Raw genomic sequence first — 16,737 nt, forward strand, 5'->3', positions numbered from 1 at the left:
GGCCTCGCCGGAGTGCCTCTCATTTTCCGCCCGGTGCGGGAGAATCGGCCCTGTGAGCCTGAAGATCCACATCGATGACAGCGCGCCGCCGTACGAGCAGGTCCGGGCGCAGATCTCCGAGCAGGCGCGGTCGGGCGCCCTCCCGGCCGGATACCGGCTGCCCACCGTGCGCGGACTCGCGGAGTCCCTCGGCCTCGCCGTGAACACCGTCGCCAAGGCGTACCGGGCCCTGGAGACGGACGGCGTGATCGAGACCAGGGGGCGCAACGGCACCTTCGTGGCCGCCGCCGGTCCCGCCGCCACCCGCGAGGCGAGCACGGCCGCGCAGGCGTACGCCGACCGGGCCCGGCGGCTCGGCCTCGACCACGACGAGGCGCTGGCCGCCGTCCGTGACGCGCTGCGCGCCGCCTACGGCACCGACTGAGCGACCGCGCTCACCGCCGCGCCCACGGCTCCGGCGTCCGCGTCACCTCCAGCCCGGCCCGCCGCGCCAGGCTCCCGAACTCCGCCGCGTCCTTCACCGCCGCGCCCCTCGGGTCGTTGTTGAAGTAGGCGTACACGTTCTGCCCGTCCGGCCAGGTGGTGGCGACGCGCTCCACCCAGGACTCCAGCGCCTGGGTGCCGTAGCGCGGCCACGGCTTGGCGCGGCCACGGTGGAAGCGGACGTAGCCCCAGTCGGCGGTGCGCCACAGCGGACCGGCCGGACGGCCCAGCTGGTCCGCCCAGCACAGGGCGGCCTTCCGGGCCTGGAGCACCTCGCGGGTCTCCGGCGTCCACCAGGAGTCGTGGCGCGGCTCGACCGCGACCCGCGTACTCGCCGGGAAGCAGGCCAGGCACGCGTCCAGCAGCGGCGGGTCCGCGCGCAGGGTCGGCGGGAGCTGGAGCAGCACCGGGCCCAGGTCGGCGCCCAGCCCCTCGGCGTGGCTCATCAGCCGGTGCACCGGCTCCTCGGGGTCCCGCAGCCGCTTGATGTGGGTCAGATAGCGGCTCGCCTTCACCGCCACCACGAAGCCCTCGGGCAGCCGCTCCCGCCACGCCTCGAAGTTCTCGCGGGACGGCAGCCGGTAGAACGCGTTGTTCAGCTCCACCGTGGCGAACCGCTTCGCGTACTCCTCCAGCCACAGCCGCACCGGCACGCCCGCCGGGTAGAACACGCCCCGCCAGCTCTTGTACTGCCACCCCGACGTACCGACGAACAGGGTCATACCCCCCATGAAAACATCCGGGCGCGGGCCCGACACGCGCTAGAGGTACAGCCCCGCGTCCGCCCCCTCCCGCGCCCCCGGCACCGAGGTCGGTGCCGTGCCCCGGCGCAGCGCGTAGAGCTCGGCCAGCGTCGAGCCGTCCCGCCCCAGGTCGCTCTCGTGCTCCGCGGCCTGGTCGCCGAGCCAGCTCACCGCCTCCGGGCGGGTCAGCGGGCCCACCTCGATCCGGGCCAGACAGCGGCCGGGCCGGACCACGGCCGGGTGCAGCCGCTCCAGGTCCTCGTTGGTGGTGACCCCCACCAGGACGTTGCGGCCCTGCCCGAGCAGCCCGTCGGTCAGGTTCAGCAGCCGGGACAGCGCCTGCCCCGCGGTGTGCCGGGCCTCGCCCCGGATCAGCTCGTCGCAGTCCTCCAGCAGGAGCAGCCGCCAGCGGGCCTTCCCCGTGCCGTCCTCCTCGCCGATGGCGATGTCCATCAGATAGCCCACGTCGGAGAAGAGCCGCTCCGGGTCCAGTACGCAGTCCACCTGGCACCACTCGCGCCACGACCGGGCCAGCGTGCGCAGCGCGGAGGTCTTGCCGGTGCCCGGCGGGCCGTGCAGCAGCAGGAGGCGGCCCGCGATGTCCTCCGGTGTCGTCTTCATCAGCCGGTCCATCGCCTGCGCCACCGGTGCCGTGTAGTTGGCCCGCACCTCCTCCCAGGTGCCTGCCGCGATCTGCCGGGTGGTGCGGTGCGGGCCGCGCCGGGGCGAGACGTACCAGAACCCCATCGTGACGTCGTCCGGCTGCGGGGCGGGCTCGTCGGCCGCGCCGTCGGTGGCCCGGCCGAGGACGTCCTTGGCCAGCTCGGCGGTGGTCGCGGTCACCGTGACGTCCGCGCCCCGGTTCCAGCGGGAGACCAGCAGGGTCCAGCCGTCACCCTCCGCCAGGGTCGCGCTGCGGTCCTCGTCGCGGGCCACCCGCAGCACCCGGGCGCCGTCGGGCAGCAGGGTCGCCTCGGAGCGGACCCGGTCGATGTTGGCCGCGTGCGCGAACGGCTGCTCACCCGTGGCGAAGCGGCCGAGGAACAGCGCGTCGACGACGTCGGAGGGCGAGTCGGAGTCGTCGACGTTCAGCCGGATCGGCAGCGCGTCGTGCGGGTTCACAGACATGCCGACATGATCGGGCACCGACGCAGCACGCGCACGGCAATTCCGCCGCTTGTCCCCAGGTGTTCCCAACTCACGCCCGACGCCGGGATTCCGCCGTTACTGTGGAACTGATGGGCAGTCATCGGTGGTACACGGGGGCACGGCGGTGGCGGCTCACCGCCCTGTTCGGCGTGGGGGTGACCGCGCTGGCGCTGCTGGTGACCCTGCTGAACACGCTCCCCGGCCGCGGCGCCGACATAAGCGGCACCTCCCGTGACGGCGACAAGGTGCACGGCACGCCCGCCGCCCCGGCCGGACCCGTCCACCCCTCCGTGGGCTGGGGGTTCACCCACACCCAGTACAGCGCCGACCAGGGCGGCGGCGGCGAGCGGGTGGCGCGGCTGCTCAAGGGCGACGGCGGACTCCCGCAGGACCAGGCCATCATGGGCTGGGGCGCCGACAACCCCGAACCGGTGAAAGGCCACTACGACTTCGGCGCCCTGGACCGCCGTATCGACTTCATCCGCGCCTCCGGCGGCACCCCCGTCATCACCCTGTGCTGCGCCCCGGACTGGATGAAGGGCGGCCGGTCCGGCGTCGGCACCACCGACTGGAGCCAGGACTCGCTGGAGCGGGCCCCCGACCCGGCGCACTACCAGGACTACGCCGACCTCGCCGCCACCGTCGCCCGCCGCTACCCCGACGTACGCCACTTCGTCGTCTGGAACGAGTTCAAGGGGTTCTGGAACGAAGGGGAGGGCCGCTGGGACTACGAGGGCTACACCAAGCTGTACAACCTGGTCCGCGCGGCGCTGAAGAAGGCGGACCCGGACAACCTCGTCGGCGGCCCCTACCTCCCCATGGACAGTGTCGACCCCCGCGCCGCCGACGCCTCCGCGCAGGTCCGCGGCCCCTGGGGAGCCATGGACCAGCGCGTGCTGGACGCCTTCGACTACTGGAACGCCCACAAGACCGGCGCCGACTTCGTCGTGGTCGACGGCTCCAGCTACACCAACGACGACGAGCTGCTGCCCGACGAGTTCGCCGCCACCGCCAAGTTCACGGCCGTGGGGGAGTGGGTGCGTAAGCGCACGCACGGCCTCCCGCTGTGGTGGGCCGAGTACTACGTGGAGCCCGCCGACTCCCAGGACCGGCGTGAGGGCTGGTCCGAGGACCGCCGGATCGCCGTGCACGCCACCGGGCTGATCGCCATGGCCGAGGGCGGCGCCGAATCCGGCTTCTACTGGAACCCGGAGAAGCAGAGCGGCACCGCGTGCCCCGGCTGCCTGTGGACCCCGACCGGTGACAGCGATGGCGGCCAAAAGCTGCCCATGTACGACCTCGTCTCCCGCTTCGGCCAGGCGTTCCCGCCCGGCACCCGGTACGAGAAGGTGTCCGTCGCCGCCGACGACCGCCCGAACCTCCGCGTGCTGGCGAGCCGGGACACCGTCCTGGTGGTGAACACCCTGGACCGCCCGGTCAGCGCCCAAGTCGACGGCAGACGGTTCGAGCTGCGCGGCCACGAGGTGAAGTGGCTCGACCGCTGAGCCACTTCACCCCCCCTCAGCTCATCGTGAGGAACCGCTGCACCAGCGACGCCAGCACCACCGCCAGCAGCGGCAGCGCGAACCAGAAACCGCCCTGCACCCGGCGCAGCCCGCCCACGCTCGGCCGGGCCGCCACCCGCACCACCTCCCGCGCGGCCAGCAGCAGGATCAGTACGGCGGCGGCCAGCGCCCCCACCACCGACCACGGCGTCCAGGTGATCTGCGGCCCGATCGGACCGGGGTCCGGCTCGGGCACCGGCGCCGACCCGCCCCCGCGCAGCGCGTACACGGTCGCGTCCCCGTTCACCAGGACCTTGGACAGCTCCGCACGACCGTCCAGCGTGCGGGTCAGCCGGGACTCCCAGGCCGCCGAATAGCCCGCGTCCAGCTCCAGATAGCGGACCTGGCTCTCATTGACGATCAGATACGAGTTCGGACCCGCGTCCTTCAGCGCCTTGACCAGCCCGGACACCAGCACCGGGTCGGGAGGTGCGAGCGTCGGCACATAGCTCACCCGCTCCATGTCCCGCGCACCCCAGGCCAGCGCCGGAGTCACATCGTTCACCGTGTCCGTGGTCAGCCACAGCAGCCGTACCGTCGGCTTGTCATGGGCGTACACCCAGTCCATCGCCGCGACCTCGCCGGGCCGGGTCCGCTCGAACGGCTCGTTGCCCCAGCGGGCCACCAGGAAACCGCCGATCAGCAGCAGCCCCGCCAGCAGCGCGGCCAGACTCGCCCGGCCCCTTCGCTGCTCCTTCGCGCCGGTACGCGGGAACAGCGCGAGCGCCCCCAGCAGGGCCGCGCCCGGCAGCGCGAACATGAAGACACGCAGCGCCATCTCACCGCCGTACGACTGCATGCCGAAGCCCAGGAACGGCACGAACGCCAGGACCGGCAGCGAGCGTTCGCGGTAGCCGTGCTCGCGCCGCCGCCACCAGCCCCAGCAGGCCAGCGCCAGCACCGAACCGGCCAGCAGCACCCGGGTGTACAGCACCAGCTTGTGGGTCGAACTCCCGCCCTGGATACGGCCGGAGACCGAGGTCGACACATTGCCGCCGACCCCGCCGAGCCCACCGAACAGCTCGTCGAAGTGCCCCGACCAGTACGGCTCCGCCATGAAGCCGACCCACACCGCCACCACCACCGCGAACAGCAGCGGCAGCCCGCGCAGTTCGCACCGGCCGAGCAGCACCAGGGCCGTGAGCACCCCGAGCATCACGAACGGGGTGAGCTGGTGGGCCGGGACACAGGCCAGGAACAGGGCGATCAACACCAGGAGCAGCACGACCCGTTGACGCCGGTCGGTGCGTTCCACCTCGGACTCGCCGGGCCGGAACCGGGACCAGATCATGTGCGGGGCCCGGAACCACACCAACAGGACCGCCACGAACACCAGATACAGCAGATAGGTGAAGCCCTGCGGGGAGAAGTAGTCCTGCCCGACCCAGCCGCTCAGCGCGAACAGCCACACCCCGGTCCACCGGGCCCGCCAGCTCGCCCGCAGCGAGCGGGTCAGTAGGAACATCGGTGCCAGATAGGCGAGTTGGATGGCCGTCGGCCACCAGCGGATCACCTCGGTGAGGTCGGACACCCCGCACGCCTTCGCGGCGAACGCGAGCACCGCGAAGAAGCCCGGCCAGCTCCAGCGGGCGTCCAGATCGGGCACGGTCGAACCGGTGCGGTCGATGTAGTCGAGGAAGCCCAGGTGTTGCCACGCCGTGGGGAACCGGGGCGCGCTCTCGATCACGGCGGGCAGCGCGTGCAGCGACACCACCGTCGCCACCAGGGTGAGCAGCAGCAGCGCCCGGTGCTCCCGGCGCAGCCACAGCAGCGCGGCGAACACCGTGACTAGCAGCGCGGCGCCGACCAGCGTCGGCAGGGGCAGCACCGAGACCAGGCCGAGGCCGCCCATCCCGTCCAGCGCGGCGTCGGTCAGGCGCAGCGCGGGCACCCAGTAGAGCACCAGCGCCGCGGTCAGCAGGCAGCCGAGGAGCACACCGGTCCGGGTCGGCGCCAGGGAACGGTGGCTCGGGGGAGTGTCCTCCGGGACGGGCTCCGGCTCCCTCAACCCCTCTTCGGGCGGCGCCACTTCGAAGGGCGCGTCCACCGACTCCACTGTCCCTGCCTCCTCTTCCGTGTCCACCACCCAGGAGGGTGCCCGCCGGGTGCTCCCGGCCGCGGGCGCCTCACCGGGGCCCAGGTCGGCCAGGTCGCCGTCCGGGGACGCGGTCACAGGGCCGCGCCGGATGACGCGCCACAGGCGCGGCGAGGCGATCGCTACGATCACCGCCAGGCTGGAGATCTCCGCGACCCCCGCGCCGGTCAGCCCCATCCGGGGCAGCAGCAGCAAGGTCAGACCCAGCACCAGCGCACACAACAGCCCCTGGAGCCACGCCAGTCCGGCGGTCCGGCTCTGCGCCCGGAGCACCGCGAAGTACGTCTCCATCACCACCCGCAGCACCGCGCCGACCGCGAACCAGCGCAGCAGCGGGGTCGCCGCGTCCGCGTACCCCGCGCCGAACACGCCGAGAATCCACGGGGCGCCGACGAAGAGGACACTCGCGACCGGCAGCATGATCCGGGCCATCCGCTTCAGCGCCGCCCGGGTGTTGGCGGCCAGCCGCGCCGGGTCGTGCGAGCCCTCCACCGTGAGCGAGGCGCCCATGTTGATGGCGAGCAGGTTGGTGGTGCCGCCGATGGTGGTGGTGATGTAGAAGTACGCGTTGTCCTCGGCGCTGACCTGCGACGCGATGATCACCGGGACGAGGTAGACCACCCCGAGCGAGAACAGCGAACCGGTGTAGTCGCCGGCCAGGAACCGGCCGATCTCCCGCAGCGTCGGCGGCTGCGCCCGCCCCTCCGTCGCCGCCGTGTGCCGGGGGACCAGCCGCCGGAACACCAGCCAGCCCAGCGGGATCACCGAGGTGGCGATGGCCGCGACCCAGGACACGAAGACCCCGGCGGCCGGGATCGCCACCGCGAACGCCACCAGCAGCCCCAGCTTCACCGCCGAGAACACCGTGTTGCCCACCGGCACCCACGGCGCGCTGCGCAGCCCGGTCAGCACCCCGTCCTGCAGCGTGAGCACGTTCCAGGCGACGACCGCCGCGACGAAACCGAGCCCGCCCACCGGCCCGTGCAGGAACCGGTACGACGGCCCCCACACGTCCAGCGTCAGCAGGAACACCCCCGCCGCCACCGCCACCACCAGCGAACTTCCTGCGTACGTACGGAAGATGAGCCGAGCGGTGGCGCGTCCCGCGACCGGGATGAAGCGGGCCAGCGCCCCGGTCAGCGTCACCGCGGTCAGTCCCGCGAGGAACTTCATCGCGGCGATGGCGGCCGAGCCCTGCCCGACCGCCGACTCCGAGTAGTAGCGTGCCGCCGCCAGCCAGAAGCCGAGACCGAGGACGGCGGAGATGCCGGTGTTCAGCATCAGCGCGTAGGCGTTGCGGAACAGCGGGTTGCCGCCGAACGCGCGCCCCAGCACGGGCAGTCGTGGGCGGCGCCCCGGCGCGGCGACGGCCGGGGCGGCCTCTTGGGCGGTGGTCGTGTCAGACACGGGAGCGAATGGCCTTCCGGCAGACCTGGCGTGCTCTTCGCACGAGTGCGTATCCCTTGGTCAGCGCCCGGTCCTTGGCGAAGTCCCGTGCGACGGACCGGCCTTGGAGCAGCCGCTCGAACTCGGCCACCCCCGTGGCCCGCCGCACGGTGACCCGTCTGAGCGCGTACGGGCCCTGCCCGCGCCGGGCGAGCGCGTTGCCGACCGCCAGCGCCTGGGTGTACCCCGCCGCCCGCACGGCCGCACGGACCCGGCGGCTGGAGTAACCGTACGGATAGGCGAACGACAGCGGGCGCGCGCCCAGTTCGTCGGTGAGGATGCCGGTGCTGTGCTCCAGTTCGGCGGCGAGCGCGGCGTCGTCCAGCTGGTCGAGCTGCGGATGGCTGTGGCTGTGGCCGCCGATCTCCACACCGCTGTCCGCGAGTTCGCGCACCTGGGGCCAGTCCAGCATGGCGTCCAGACCGCCCCCGGTGTCGTAGGGGCCCCTGATCCAGCCGGTGGAGGCGAACAGGGTCGCCGGGAAACCGTGCTTGGCGAGCACCGGCAGGGCGTGCCGGTGGACGCCCTCGTAGCCGTCGTCGAAGGTGATCAGCACCGGCCGGGCGGGCAGCGGGCGCCGGTAGCGCCAGTGGGCGGCGAGCGTCGCGGTGGTGATCGGGGTCAGGCCCAGGTCGCCGATGAGCGCCATCTGCTCCGCGAACGCCTCCGGCGCGACCGACAGGGTCCGGGTCGCGTCGTTGGGCGCGGCCGCCACCGCGTGGTACATCAGGATCGGTACCGCCGTCCCGGTCATCCGCCCACCTCCACCGGCGGCACCGCGAACCGGGCCCCGCCGCGCCGGGCGCGCACGCTGCCGACGGCGTACCCACCGGCCGCGGTGAGCACCCCCGCGACGATCGCGCCCGCGCGCCCGGCGCCGCCCGGCCGGGCGAACAGGGCGTCCCGCAGCCCGCGCGCGATCCCGGCGGGCAACACCCGCGTGGTGTAACGCCGTTCGGACTCCAGCCCCTTCGCCGCACCCACGCTCCGCGCCACCAGCGCCTTGGACAGGCCCTCGGCGTAGGCGCGGGTGCGGAAGTAGGCGAAGCGCTCGCGGACCTCGGGCACCCGGTGGTGGATCACCGCACGGTCGTCGATGAGGAGGATGGCGTCGGGGCGGGCACGGCTGAGGCGGATGCACAGCTCCGTCTCCTCGCAGCCCAGCGGGCGCCGGTCGCCGTCCCGGCCGATACCGGTGGCGAAGCCGCCCGTCACCTCGAACGCGGTCCGCCGGAAGGAGGCGTTGCCGCCCAGCACGTTGCGCACCCGGACCCGGCCGGGCGGCAGCCCCCGGTACGTGCAGCCCACCACCCAGTCGAACTCCTCCGGGAACCACACCGGCCGCCGCCCCGACGCCCACACCGGCTCGGTCCGGCCGCCGACCGCCAGGACACGCGGGTCGGCGTACCCCTCGGCGAGGTGGCGCAGCCAGTCCGGCTCGGCCACGGCGTCGTCGTCGAGGAACGCGATCACCTCGCCCTTCGACGCGGCGACCCCGGTGTTGCGGCCCGCGGACAGACCCCGCGGACCGGCGTTGGCCAACACCCGCACCGGGCCGTCCGGTTCCTTGAATTCGGCGGCCAGCCGGTCCAGCAGCGCGGTGTTGTGGTCCACCACCAGCAGGGTCTCCAGCGCCGGGTGGGACTGGCCGCGCACCGAGTCGACCGCCGCGAGGATGTCCGCCCAGCGGTCCTCGGTGTACACACAGATCACGACGGAGATGCCCGGAGCGGTCAAGACGACGCTCCCCGCCGGGAGTCCGTCAGCGGCGAGCGTCGTCCCCGGCGCAGCGCACGGCGGTTGGAGCGCTCCTGGAGGATCACTCTGAGGACCCGCAGCCCGTCCCGCACGGCGCGCAGATTGCTGGTGCCGTGGATGCGGAGGTACTCGTGGCTGGGGATCTCCTGCACCTTCAGCCCGGCCTTGACCACTCTGATGTTCATCAGCGTCTCGACCTCGAAGCCGGTGCAGTCCAGGTCGATCTTGTCCAGGCAGTGCCGCCAGAAGGCGTTGTAGCCGTAGCAGAGGTCGGTGTAGCGGGCGCCGAACTTGCGGTTGACGACCGTGCACAGCGCCCAGTTGCCCAGCTTGCGGATGAAGGTCATGTCGTCGGTGCCGCCTCCGTTGGCGAACCGGGAGCCCTTGGCGAAGTCGGCGCCGGAGACCAGCGCGGAGACGTAGGAGACGATCTCCTCGCCGTCGGCCGAGCCGTCCGCGTCGACCATCACGATGATGTCGCCGGAGGCCGCCTCGAAGCCGCTGATCAGGGCGTCCCCCTTGCCCTTGCCGCGCTGGGCGACGACCTTCACGTCCGGCCACAGCGTACGGGCCACCTCCACGGTGTCGTCGGTGGAGTCGCCGTCGACCAGGACCACTTCGTGAATCCAGTCCGGCAGCGTCTTGAAGACGTACGGCAGGTTCTCCGCCTCGTTCATGGCGGGGATCACCACGCTCACCGGCGGAGTGATCGCCAGATGCGAGGAGATGGGCCGGTAGTGGGCCGAGAGCAGCGGCTCCTGGTCCGGACCCGGCGTGCGCAGAACAGAACTCATGACTGTGGTCCCTCTCGTCCGGTGGACCGCCCGCCCCCGGGCGGCCCGGCTGTGTGTCCGGTTCGAAAGGGGGGTTCTCGCCCTTGGTCGCGGCACGGCGAAACGCGCTCCGGGCCGGAAAGACGAGCTGGCAAAGCTGACCGGGCCCCCGAGCGTTCGAGGACCTCCGGTCGCGCGGCACGGCCCGGTCACCTGGTGCGGTCACCGAGCACGGCACCCCCCTACCGCGCCTCACCCCGGTGCGTCACGGCTCCGAGCCCTCCCCTGAACCGTGGGCGACGGACCGATGTGGGTGAGATGTACGACGGTATTGACGATAGAAGCAGAATCGCAAGACCTGGACGTGGTCTCACGAATCAGTTGGTTTGGCCGTTACGAAACTTTGGCCTGATTTACTCCCCTCCTGAGCCGGGTGGCCAGCAGGATCAGCAGGCTGAGCACGGTCACGGCGACGATCCCGCCGGGCACCGACCAGCGGTGCACGGTCAACATGGCCTGAGCGACCAGCATGTCGAGCGCGACCGCCCCCGCGAGCGCGGTGATCAGCCGCCCGAACGGGTCCAGCCCGCGCAGTGCCAGGGCGATCGCCAGGGCGGGAGCGGCGAGCAGGAAGAACAGCGCGCACGGTCCGCGCAGCGGTGACCCGGAGTCCATGAGCGCGAGCAGCGCGCCACACGCGGCGGTGCCGGTCGCGGCTCCGGCGAGCAGCGGTGGCAGGTCCCTCCCCGGTCCCGCCCGCGCTCTGCCTTCACCATCTGCCGTGGCAGCTGCTCTGGAGCCATCTGCCGTGGATCTGTTGCCAGTTGAGGACCGCATGGGCCGACTTTGCCCCCCGACGCGCCGGATGCCGGGCTTCAATGTGGCCCAGTCGCTCCGGGGGCGTCAAGACGACCTCTGTCCCCGTGACCCTTCCGGGGGATTGTGCCTGAACCCGCCTGTGACTTGTGCTATATGGCGGGGCGTCAGTGCCATCGGCCGATCATGGTTGAGAACCGAAATTGTTTTGGCATGAACACTTCCCGTCAACGCGCGTAGCTGGTACCAAAGTTGTGGCAGAGATCCTGCTAAAGGGAGGTTCCATGAGACGTACCCGAATTGCGGCATACGTGGCTTCACTCCTCCTCGCCACCGGCTTCACCTTCGCCGGTGCCGGATCGTCGCAGGCCGCCACCGGCGGCTATGTGGCGCTCGGTGACTCCTACTCCTCCGGAGTCGGGTCAGGCAGCTACATCAGCTCCAGCGGCGACTGCGACCGCAGCACCAAGGCGTACCCCTACCTCTGGAACGCCGCGCACGGCCCGTCCTCCTTCGCCTTCAACGCCTGCTCGGGCGCCCGCACGGACGACGTCCTCGCGAACCAGCTCGGCTCGCTCAACTCCTCGACCGGCCTGGTGTCCCTCACCATCGGCGGCAACGACGCGGGCTTCGCCGACGTCATGACCACCTGTGTCATCCAGTCCGACAGCACCTGTCTGTCCCGGATCAACACCGCCCGCGCCTACATCGACTCCACGCTGCCCGGCAAGCTCGACGCCGTGTACAACGCGATCAGCGCCAGGTCCCCCTCCGCCCGTGTGGTCGTCATCGGCTACCCGCGCTTCTACCTTCTCGGCCAGAGCTGCCTCGGTCTCTCCGAGACCAAGCGCTCCGCCATCAACAGCGCGTCCGACTACATGAACAGCGCCATCCAGAAGCGCGCCCAGGCCCACGGCTTCGTCTTCGGCGACGTCCGCACCACCTTCACCGGCCACGAGATCTGCTCCAGCAACTCCTGGCTGCACAGCGTCAACTGGACCAACATCGGCGAGTCGTACCACCCGACCGCGGCCGGACAGTCCGGCGGCTACCTCCCCGTGCTCACCAACGCCGCCTGAACCACCTGAACCACCCGGTACCGACACGGTCCACCAGAGTGAGCCCGTCAAAGAGAGCCGTACGGGACTCACTCGTACGAAGGAAACTCAGGGTGTGACCGAGGAAGAAGCGGAGGCCCCGTCCGACGGGGTCTCCGTCGCCTTGTCACACGTCACGGTGAACGGCACCTCGTCGGACGTGACCCGCTCCGGCTCACGCACCTCCACGCTGATCGCGTTCTCCGACCTGCCGTCCTCGTCCTTCGTCCGCACGGTCACCCGCGCCTGCTTCGTCCGCCCCCCGCCCTCCGGGAACGACAGCGTGCGCCACTCCTCGCCCTCGAACGAGCCGCGCTTCAGCTTCCACCGGTAGCGCACCTCGGCGGGCAGCCTGCCCACGGTGAACGTCGCGGTGAACACCGGCGACTGCGCCTCCGGCGGCGGACAACTCCCCTCGTACTCCGTGTGCGTTCCGGTCAGCGACACCTTCACCGACTGCGCGGGCGCACTGCTGCTCGGCGGGGCGCTGCTCCGGGAGGTCGACGGCGACGGCTCGTGACTGGTCGGCTTGGGGGAGCGGGGCTCGTCGGTCGTCGCCACGGTCGCGCTCGGGGTGCCCCCGCCCTCGTCCCGGTCGCCGCCGTCCCGGTTCAGCAGGGTGTACGTCAGCCCGGCCAGCGCGAGGGCCAGGGCGAGCACGCCGACGACCAGGACGACGCCCGCGCGACGGTTGCGCACGGGTACGCCGGGATCGGGTTCGCCCTCCGGCAGCGGGACGGTCGGCGGAGGCGGCGGGACGTACTGCACACGGGTCGTGGGGGTGCCCCCGGCCGCGATCAACCGCAGGTCGTACGCGGCCCGTTCGGCGGGCAGCCGCTCCTCGGGGTCCTTGCGGAGGAGGCCCTCGATGACCGGGGTGAGGGGGCCCGCGAGGCGTGGTGGCGGCAGCGGTTCGTCCACCACGGCACGCAGGGTGGACAGCGGGGTGTCGTGGCGGAACGGCGAGCCGCCCTCCACCGCCGCGTACAGCAGCACACCCAGCGACCACAGGTCCGACTCGGGGCCCGGCGTACGGCCCAACGCCCGCTCGGGGGAGAGGAACTCGGGCGAGCCGATGACCTCTCCGGCCATGGTCAGCGCCGAGCTGCCCTCGACCGAGGCGATCCCGAAGTCGGTCAGCACCACCCGGCCGTCGTCGGACAGCAGCACGTTCGCCGGCTTCACGTCCCGGTGCAGCACGCCGACGTCGTGCGCGGCACGCAGCGCGCCCAGCACCTCCGCGCCGACGCGTGCGGTCTCCGTCACGGACAGCGGGCCGGACGTCTCCAGGATGTCGGCCAGCGAACGGCCGCGCACCAGCTCCATGACGATCCAGGGGCGGCCGCCCTCCATCGCCACGTCGTACACCGTGACCACGTTGGGGTGAGCGACCCGGGCCGCCGCCCACGCCTCGCGCTCCAGCCGGGCGTACATCCGCTCCACGTCCCCGGCGGGCAGCCCGGCCGGGGCGCGCACCTCCTTGACGGCCACCTCACGCTGCAGCACCTCGTCGTACGCGCGCCACACCGTGCCCATGCCGCCCTCGCCGAGCGGGGACAGCAGACGGTAGCGGCCCGCGATCAACCGATCGCGTCCCGGCTGTTCTGACACGGGCTCCCCCCATGGCACGTCGCGCGAATCCTGAACAACCTAGCTCAGCCGAGAGCGCTTGCGACCCCCTTGAGCATCAATCCGGCGCCCAGGACCAGCACGGCCAGCGCCGAGGCCAGCGGGATCGTGCGGCGGAGCAGCGCGGCCAGGGGGTGGGCGGGGCGGCCGGGGGCACGGTCCAGCAGCCGCCCGGCCACCGCGCCGAGCCGGACCACGGCGAAGCCGGCCGCCGTCAGCGTCAGCGCGAGTCCGGCGCCGTACGCCACGACGAGGAGCAGGCCGAACCACGCCTGCCCGAGTGCCGCCGCGCCCACCAGCACGACCACGGCGGAGGGGCTGGGGACGAGGCCACCCGCGAAGCCGAGCAGGATCGTGCCCTTCAGGGTGGGGGCGGTGGGGTGGGAGTGGGTGTGGCCGCCGTGGGTGTGGACGAGGGGGTGTTTGTGGGGGTGGTCGTGGGTGTGGTCGGCGTCCTGGGGGTGGCTGTGCGGGTGGTGGTGGTCGGGCACATGTGAGGACTCGCCATGTGGGGCCTCGCTATGTACGGCCTCGCTATGTGGGCTCGCCACATGTGGTGACGCGCCATGGGTCGCGTGCACATGTGCCCCGTCCCCATGGCCGCCCCCCACCAGCGCCAACGCCCGCGCTTCAACCTCCACCTCCACCGCCGCCGCCCCGGTGTGCCCCGCCCCGGACTCCGCCACGTCCTCATGCGTGTGCGTGTGCCCGTGCGCCACCTCGCCCGCCCGCACCCGCCACGCCCGGCGTACGAGGTTCGCGCCCGCGCCGAGGACCAGGGCGCCGCTGGCCACGCCCAGCCAGGCCACCACCGAGGGTGTGGCGGCGGAACCGGCCGTGACGAGCAGCCCCAGGGCGACCACCCCGAGGGTGTGGGTGACGGTGACCGAGGCGGCCAGCGGGAGGACGTCCCGCAGCCGGGCCCGCCCGCCGCGTGCCGCCGCCGCGGCGGCCATCAGGGTCTTGCCGTGCCCCGGCGCGAGCGCGTGGGCCGCGCCGAGGGCGACGGCGATGAGCAGCGCGAGCGTGGCGAAGCCGAGGGTGAGGTCGCGGCGGGCGACCAGGTCGTTCAGGGCCTGGGTCCAGCGGTCGGCGCCCCTCGGCAGTACCGAGGCACCCGGCGCGTCCCGTTCCGCGGCCAGAGCGGTACCGCCCGGTCGCAGGGTGAGCCGGGCGGCCGAGGTGTCGGCGGGGGAGGACAGCAAGTCGGCCGGGTACGTGGTGAGTTCACGCGAGACCGACTTGCGCGGCACGTCGGACCGGCTCAGCGTCATCCGGTCGCCCCGCGCCGTGATCTCCCGCCACCCCGGCCCGGAGGACACCCCCGCGCTGTGGAAGCCGACGCTCACCGTCGCCCCCTTGGGCAGCGGGGCCGACTCCGCGCACTCCAGGCGCAGGGTGTCCAGTCCGGCCTGGCCGGGCCGCAGCTGGGCCCGCGCGGTCGAGACGGTGAGCGTGACCCGGCGCCCGTCCACGGTGAGTTCACTGCCCCGCGCCGCCTCGGCACAGCGCAGCTCAGCCCACTGGCCGGTGCCGAGCCGCTCCAGCTCCGGCTTGGCCTGCGTCGCCGGGATCTCCGCCATGTCCTCCACATGGGTGACGCGGAGCTGCCCAGGGGCGGCGACCAGCCCGTCGTACCGGTTGACGGTGAAGTTGCCCAGGGGATGCGCGTCCGCCGCCGGGGCGGTGCCGAGCAGCACGGCACAGGCACCCGCGAGGACGGCGAGGGAACGATGGAGCCTCACTTGGCCGCCTCCCGTGCCTTCAGTGCCTTCAGCGCCTTGCGGGCCTCCGCCGCGCCCAGCGGGGAGAAGCCGGGGTTCAGCTTCAGCGCCGCCGCCAGCGACGCCCGGCCCTCTTTCGCGTGGCCGGTGGCGAGTTCGATCACGCCCCGGTGGTAGAGGAAGGAGGCGTTGCGGTAGCCGGTGGCGGTGGCCTCGCGGGCGTGCGCCAGGGCTTCCGCGTCGTGGCCGTTGACGTGCAGCGCCCAGGCGAGGGCGTCCGCCGTGTGGACGGTGTGCCTGCGGGCCCACTCGGCGCGGGCGGCGCGCAGGGCGGCCCCCTTGTCCCCGTGGTCGGCGGCGGCGAGCGCGGTGTCGAGGTCGGCGTCGACACCGTTGGCGCGGGCCAGCGCGATCCACGCCTGGACCAGGGTGTACTGCGCGCGCGCCTTCTCCCGGTCGCCGCTGTCGCCCCGGGCCTCGTACAGCTCCCCGAGCGCGACCAGCGGGCCGGGCAGCGGGGCGCGACCGACCAACGTTTCAAGTCCCTTGATCGCACTGGCCTGTTGGCCGCTCGCCGCCTGGGCGCGGGCCCGGCCCTCCAGCGCGGGGAGGTAGGTGTCGTCGGCGGCCAGGGCGCGGGCGTACTGGGTGAGGGCGGTCGGGTAGTCGCCCTGGTTCCAGGCCAGTTGGCCGAGCTGGGTGGCCACATAGGCGATGTCCCCGGGGGAGGTCGCGCCGGTCAGCGCCTGCTGGAGGACCCGCCGGGCCGTGGTGACGTCGCCGCGCAGCTCATGGACGTAGGCGTACCGGGTGAAGACGGGGATGCCCGGCCTGCGCGCGTCGGCGGTGTCGGCGGCCCGAGCCGCCTCGGGGTAGCGGCCCAGCTCGACCAGGGCGTCGATGCGGGAGCACAGGGCGCGTTCGTCGTAGGGGTCGCGCTTCAGGACGCGGTCCGCGTCGGTGAGGGCGCCCGTGAAGTCGTGCCGGGCCGCGGCGAGGGCCGCCTGTCCGGCCAGCGCCCTGTCGTTGCCGGGGGCGAGGGCGAGGGAGCGCTTCAGGGCGGCCTGCGCCTGCGGATACCGGGCCGGGTCTCCCTTGGTGCGCGCCTGCTCCACATAGGCGAGGCCGAGCGTGGCCCAGCTGTCGTGGTCCTTGGGCTGCGCCTTCAGGTGTGTCTGGAGCGCGGCGACGGCCGCGTCCGGGTCGGCGCCCGCGAGCGCGCCGGGGTCCATGGCGGCGGAGGCGGGCGCCGGAGCCACCCGCCCGCCGTCCCGCGCGGCCCCGAACGCGACCGCGCCGCCGGTCAGGGCGACGGCCAGCAGGGCGGCCGAGGCCACCCGCGACGCCGTCCGGCGGCCCCGGACGCGACCGTCCGGCGTGCCGTCGGTCTGCTCGTCACTACTCGTACGCGGGCCCATCGCCCTCTCCTGGTTCGACTGATGGTGCTGGGGAAGACCGG

13 protein-coding genes are annotated in these 16,737 nt (G+C 72.9%); 3 read left to right on the forward strand and 10 right to left on the reverse strand.

All coding sequences use genetic code 11. The features are described 5' to 3' along the window. The first annotated feature begins 52 nt into the window (after window positions 1–52). Window positions 53–424, forward strand: a complete 372-nt coding sequence (locus ACI2LY_RS28290) for a GntR family transcriptional regulator (RefSeq protein WP_404709615.1) — start codon at window positions 53–55, stop codon at window positions 422–424. A 10-nt stretch (window positions 425–434) separates the two neighbouring features. Here ACI2LY_RS28290 and ACI2LY_RS28295 read toward each other — a convergent pair whose 3' ends face one another. Both ACI2LY_RS28295 and ACI2LY_RS28300 read right to left on the reverse strand, forming a co-directional pair. Beyond that, a complete protein-coding gene (locus ACI2LY_RS28295) occupies window positions 435–1,205 on the reverse strand; it encodes a DUF72 domain-containing protein (RefSeq protein WP_404709616.1) in 771 nt (256 codons plus the stop codon). A gap of 39 nt (window positions 1,206–1,244) precedes the next feature. Next, a complete protein-coding gene (locus ACI2LY_RS28300) occupies window positions 1,245–2,354 on the reverse strand; it encodes a DUF5925 domain-containing protein (RefSeq protein WP_404709617.1) in 1,110 nt (369 codons plus the stop codon). Window positions 2,355–2,464: 110 nt separating this feature from the next. Here ACI2LY_RS28300 and ACI2LY_RS28305 point away from each other — a divergent pair, with 110 nt between their 5' ends. Next, window positions 2,465–3,880, forward strand: coding sequence for a xylan 1,4-beta-xylosidase (locus tag ACI2LY_RS28305; RefSeq protein ID WP_404709618.1), 1,416 nt, complete (start codon window positions 2,465–2,467; stop codon window positions 3,878–3,880). 16 nt (window positions 3,881–3,896) lie between these two features. Here the strand turns inward: ACI2LY_RS28305 and ACI2LY_RS28310 are convergent, their stop codons facing one another. The 5 genes from ACI2LY_RS28310 to ACI2LY_RS28330 form a co-directional block, all read right to left on the reverse strand. Next, window positions 3,897–7,442, reverse strand: coding sequence for a lipopolysaccharide biosynthesis protein (locus tag ACI2LY_RS28310; RefSeq protein WP_404709619.1), 3,546 nt, complete (start codon window positions 7,440–7,442; stop codon window positions 3,897–3,899). Next, window positions 7,435–8,235 carry a polysaccharide deacetylase family protein gene (locus ACI2LY_RS28315; RefSeq protein ID WP_404709620.1) on the reverse strand — a complete coding sequence of 267 codons (801 nt, stop codon included), beginning with the start codon at window positions 8,233–8,235 and terminating at the stop codon, window positions 7,435–7,437. Before ACI2LY_RS28315 ends, ACI2LY_RS28310 begins: the two co-directional genes overlap by 8 nt. Continuing rightward, window positions 8,232–9,218 (reverse strand): glycosyltransferase family 2 protein, encoded by a 987-nt coding sequence (locus tag ACI2LY_RS28320; RefSeq protein ID WP_404709621.1) that lies wholly within the window; start codon window positions 9,216–9,218, stop codon window positions 8,232–8,234. The genes ACI2LY_RS28315 and ACI2LY_RS28320 overlap by 4 nt, the downstream gene beginning before the upstream one ends. After that, window positions 9,215–10,033 carry a glycosyltransferase family 2 protein gene (locus ACI2LY_RS28325; RefSeq protein ID WP_389004831.1) on the reverse strand — a complete coding sequence of 273 codons (819 nt, stop codon included), beginning with the start codon at window positions 10,031–10,033 and terminating at the stop codon, window positions 9,215–9,217. The genes ACI2LY_RS28320 and ACI2LY_RS28325 overlap by 4 nt, the downstream gene beginning before the upstream one ends. A 372-nt stretch (window positions 10,034–10,405) precedes the next feature. Then, a complete protein-coding gene (locus ACI2LY_RS28330; protein ID WP_404709622.1) occupies window positions 10,406–10,687 on the reverse strand; it encodes a hypothetical protein in 282 nt (93 codons plus the stop codon). 425 nt (window positions 10,688–11,112) lie between these two features. On the opposite strand from ACI2LY_RS28330, the gene ACI2LY_RS28335 reads away from it, so the two are divergent. Then, the gene (locus tag ACI2LY_RS28335) at window positions 11,113–11,907 is read left to right on the forward strand and encodes an SGNH/GDSL hydrolase family protein (RefSeq protein ID WP_389004829.1); all 795 of its coding nucleotides are present in this window, start codon (window positions 11,113–11,115) and stop codon (window positions 11,905–11,907) included. 87 nt (window positions 11,908–11,994) lie between these two features. On the opposite strand, the gene ACI2LY_RS28340 is transcribed toward ACI2LY_RS28335, so the two are convergent. Genes ACI2LY_RS28340 through ACI2LY_RS28350 form a run of 3 tightly spaced genes read right to left on the reverse strand, consistent with a single transcriptional unit; the run spans window position 11,995 to window position 16,696 of the window. Beyond that, the gene (locus tag ACI2LY_RS28340; RefSeq protein WP_404709623.1) at window positions 11,995–13,536 is read right to left on the reverse strand and encodes a serine/threonine-protein kinase; all 1,542 of its coding nucleotides are present in this window, start codon (window positions 13,534–13,536) and stop codon (window positions 11,995–11,997) included. A 44-nt stretch (window positions 13,537–13,580) separates the two neighbouring features. After that, a complete protein-coding gene (locus ACI2LY_RS28345) occupies window positions 13,581–15,299 on the reverse strand; it encodes a nickel transporter (protein ID WP_404709624.1) in 1,719 nt (572 codons plus the stop codon). Then, window positions 15,296–16,696, reverse strand: a complete 1,401-nt coding sequence (locus tag ACI2LY_RS28350; protein ID WP_404709625.1) for a tetratricopeptide repeat protein — start codon at window positions 16,694–16,696, stop codon at window positions 15,296–15,298. The genes ACI2LY_RS28345 and ACI2LY_RS28350 overlap by 4 nt, the downstream gene beginning before the upstream one ends. Window positions 16,697–16,737 lie beyond the last annotated feature (41 nt).

The organism is Streptomyces sp. NPDC002176 (genome assembly GCF_044903645.1).
Lineage (GTDB): Bacteria > Actinomycetota > Actinomycetes > Streptomycetales > Streptomycetaceae > Streptomyces.

Bases quoted from the DNA above. Each gene is read 5' to 3' on its own strand.
- ACI2LY_RS28295 (WP_404709616.1), bottom strand. From the start codon at position 1,205: ATGACCCTGTTCGTCGGTACGTCGGGGTGGCAGTACAAGAGCTGGCGG.
- ACI2LY_RS28300 (WP_404709617.1), bottom strand. From the start codon at position 2,354: ATGTCTGTGAACCCGCACGACGCGCTGCCGATCCGGCTGAACGTCGAC.
- ACI2LY_RS28305 (WP_404709618.1), top strand. From the start codon at position 2,465: ATGGGCAGTCATCGGTGGTACACGGGGGCACGGCGGTGGCGGCTCACC.
- ACI2LY_RS28315 (WP_404709620.1), bottom strand. From the start codon at position 8,235: ATGACCGGGACGGCGGTACCGATCCTGATGTACCACGCGGTGGCGGCC.
- ACI2LY_RS28325 (WP_389004831.1), bottom strand. From the start codon at position 10,033: ATGAGTTCTGTTCTGCGCACGCCGGGTCCGGACCAGGAGCCGCTGCTC.
- ACI2LY_RS28330 (WP_404709622.1), bottom strand. From the start codon at position 10,687: ATGGACTCCGGGTCACCGCTGCGCGGACCGTGCGCGCTGTTCTTCCTG.
- ACI2LY_RS28335 (WP_389004829.1), top strand. From the start codon at position 11,113: ATGAGACGTACCCGAATTGCGGCATACGTGGCTTCACTCCTCCTCGCC.
- ACI2LY_RS28350 (WP_404709625.1), bottom strand. From the start codon at position 16,696: ATGGGCCCGCGTACGAGTAGTGACGAGCAGACCGACGGCACGCCGGAC.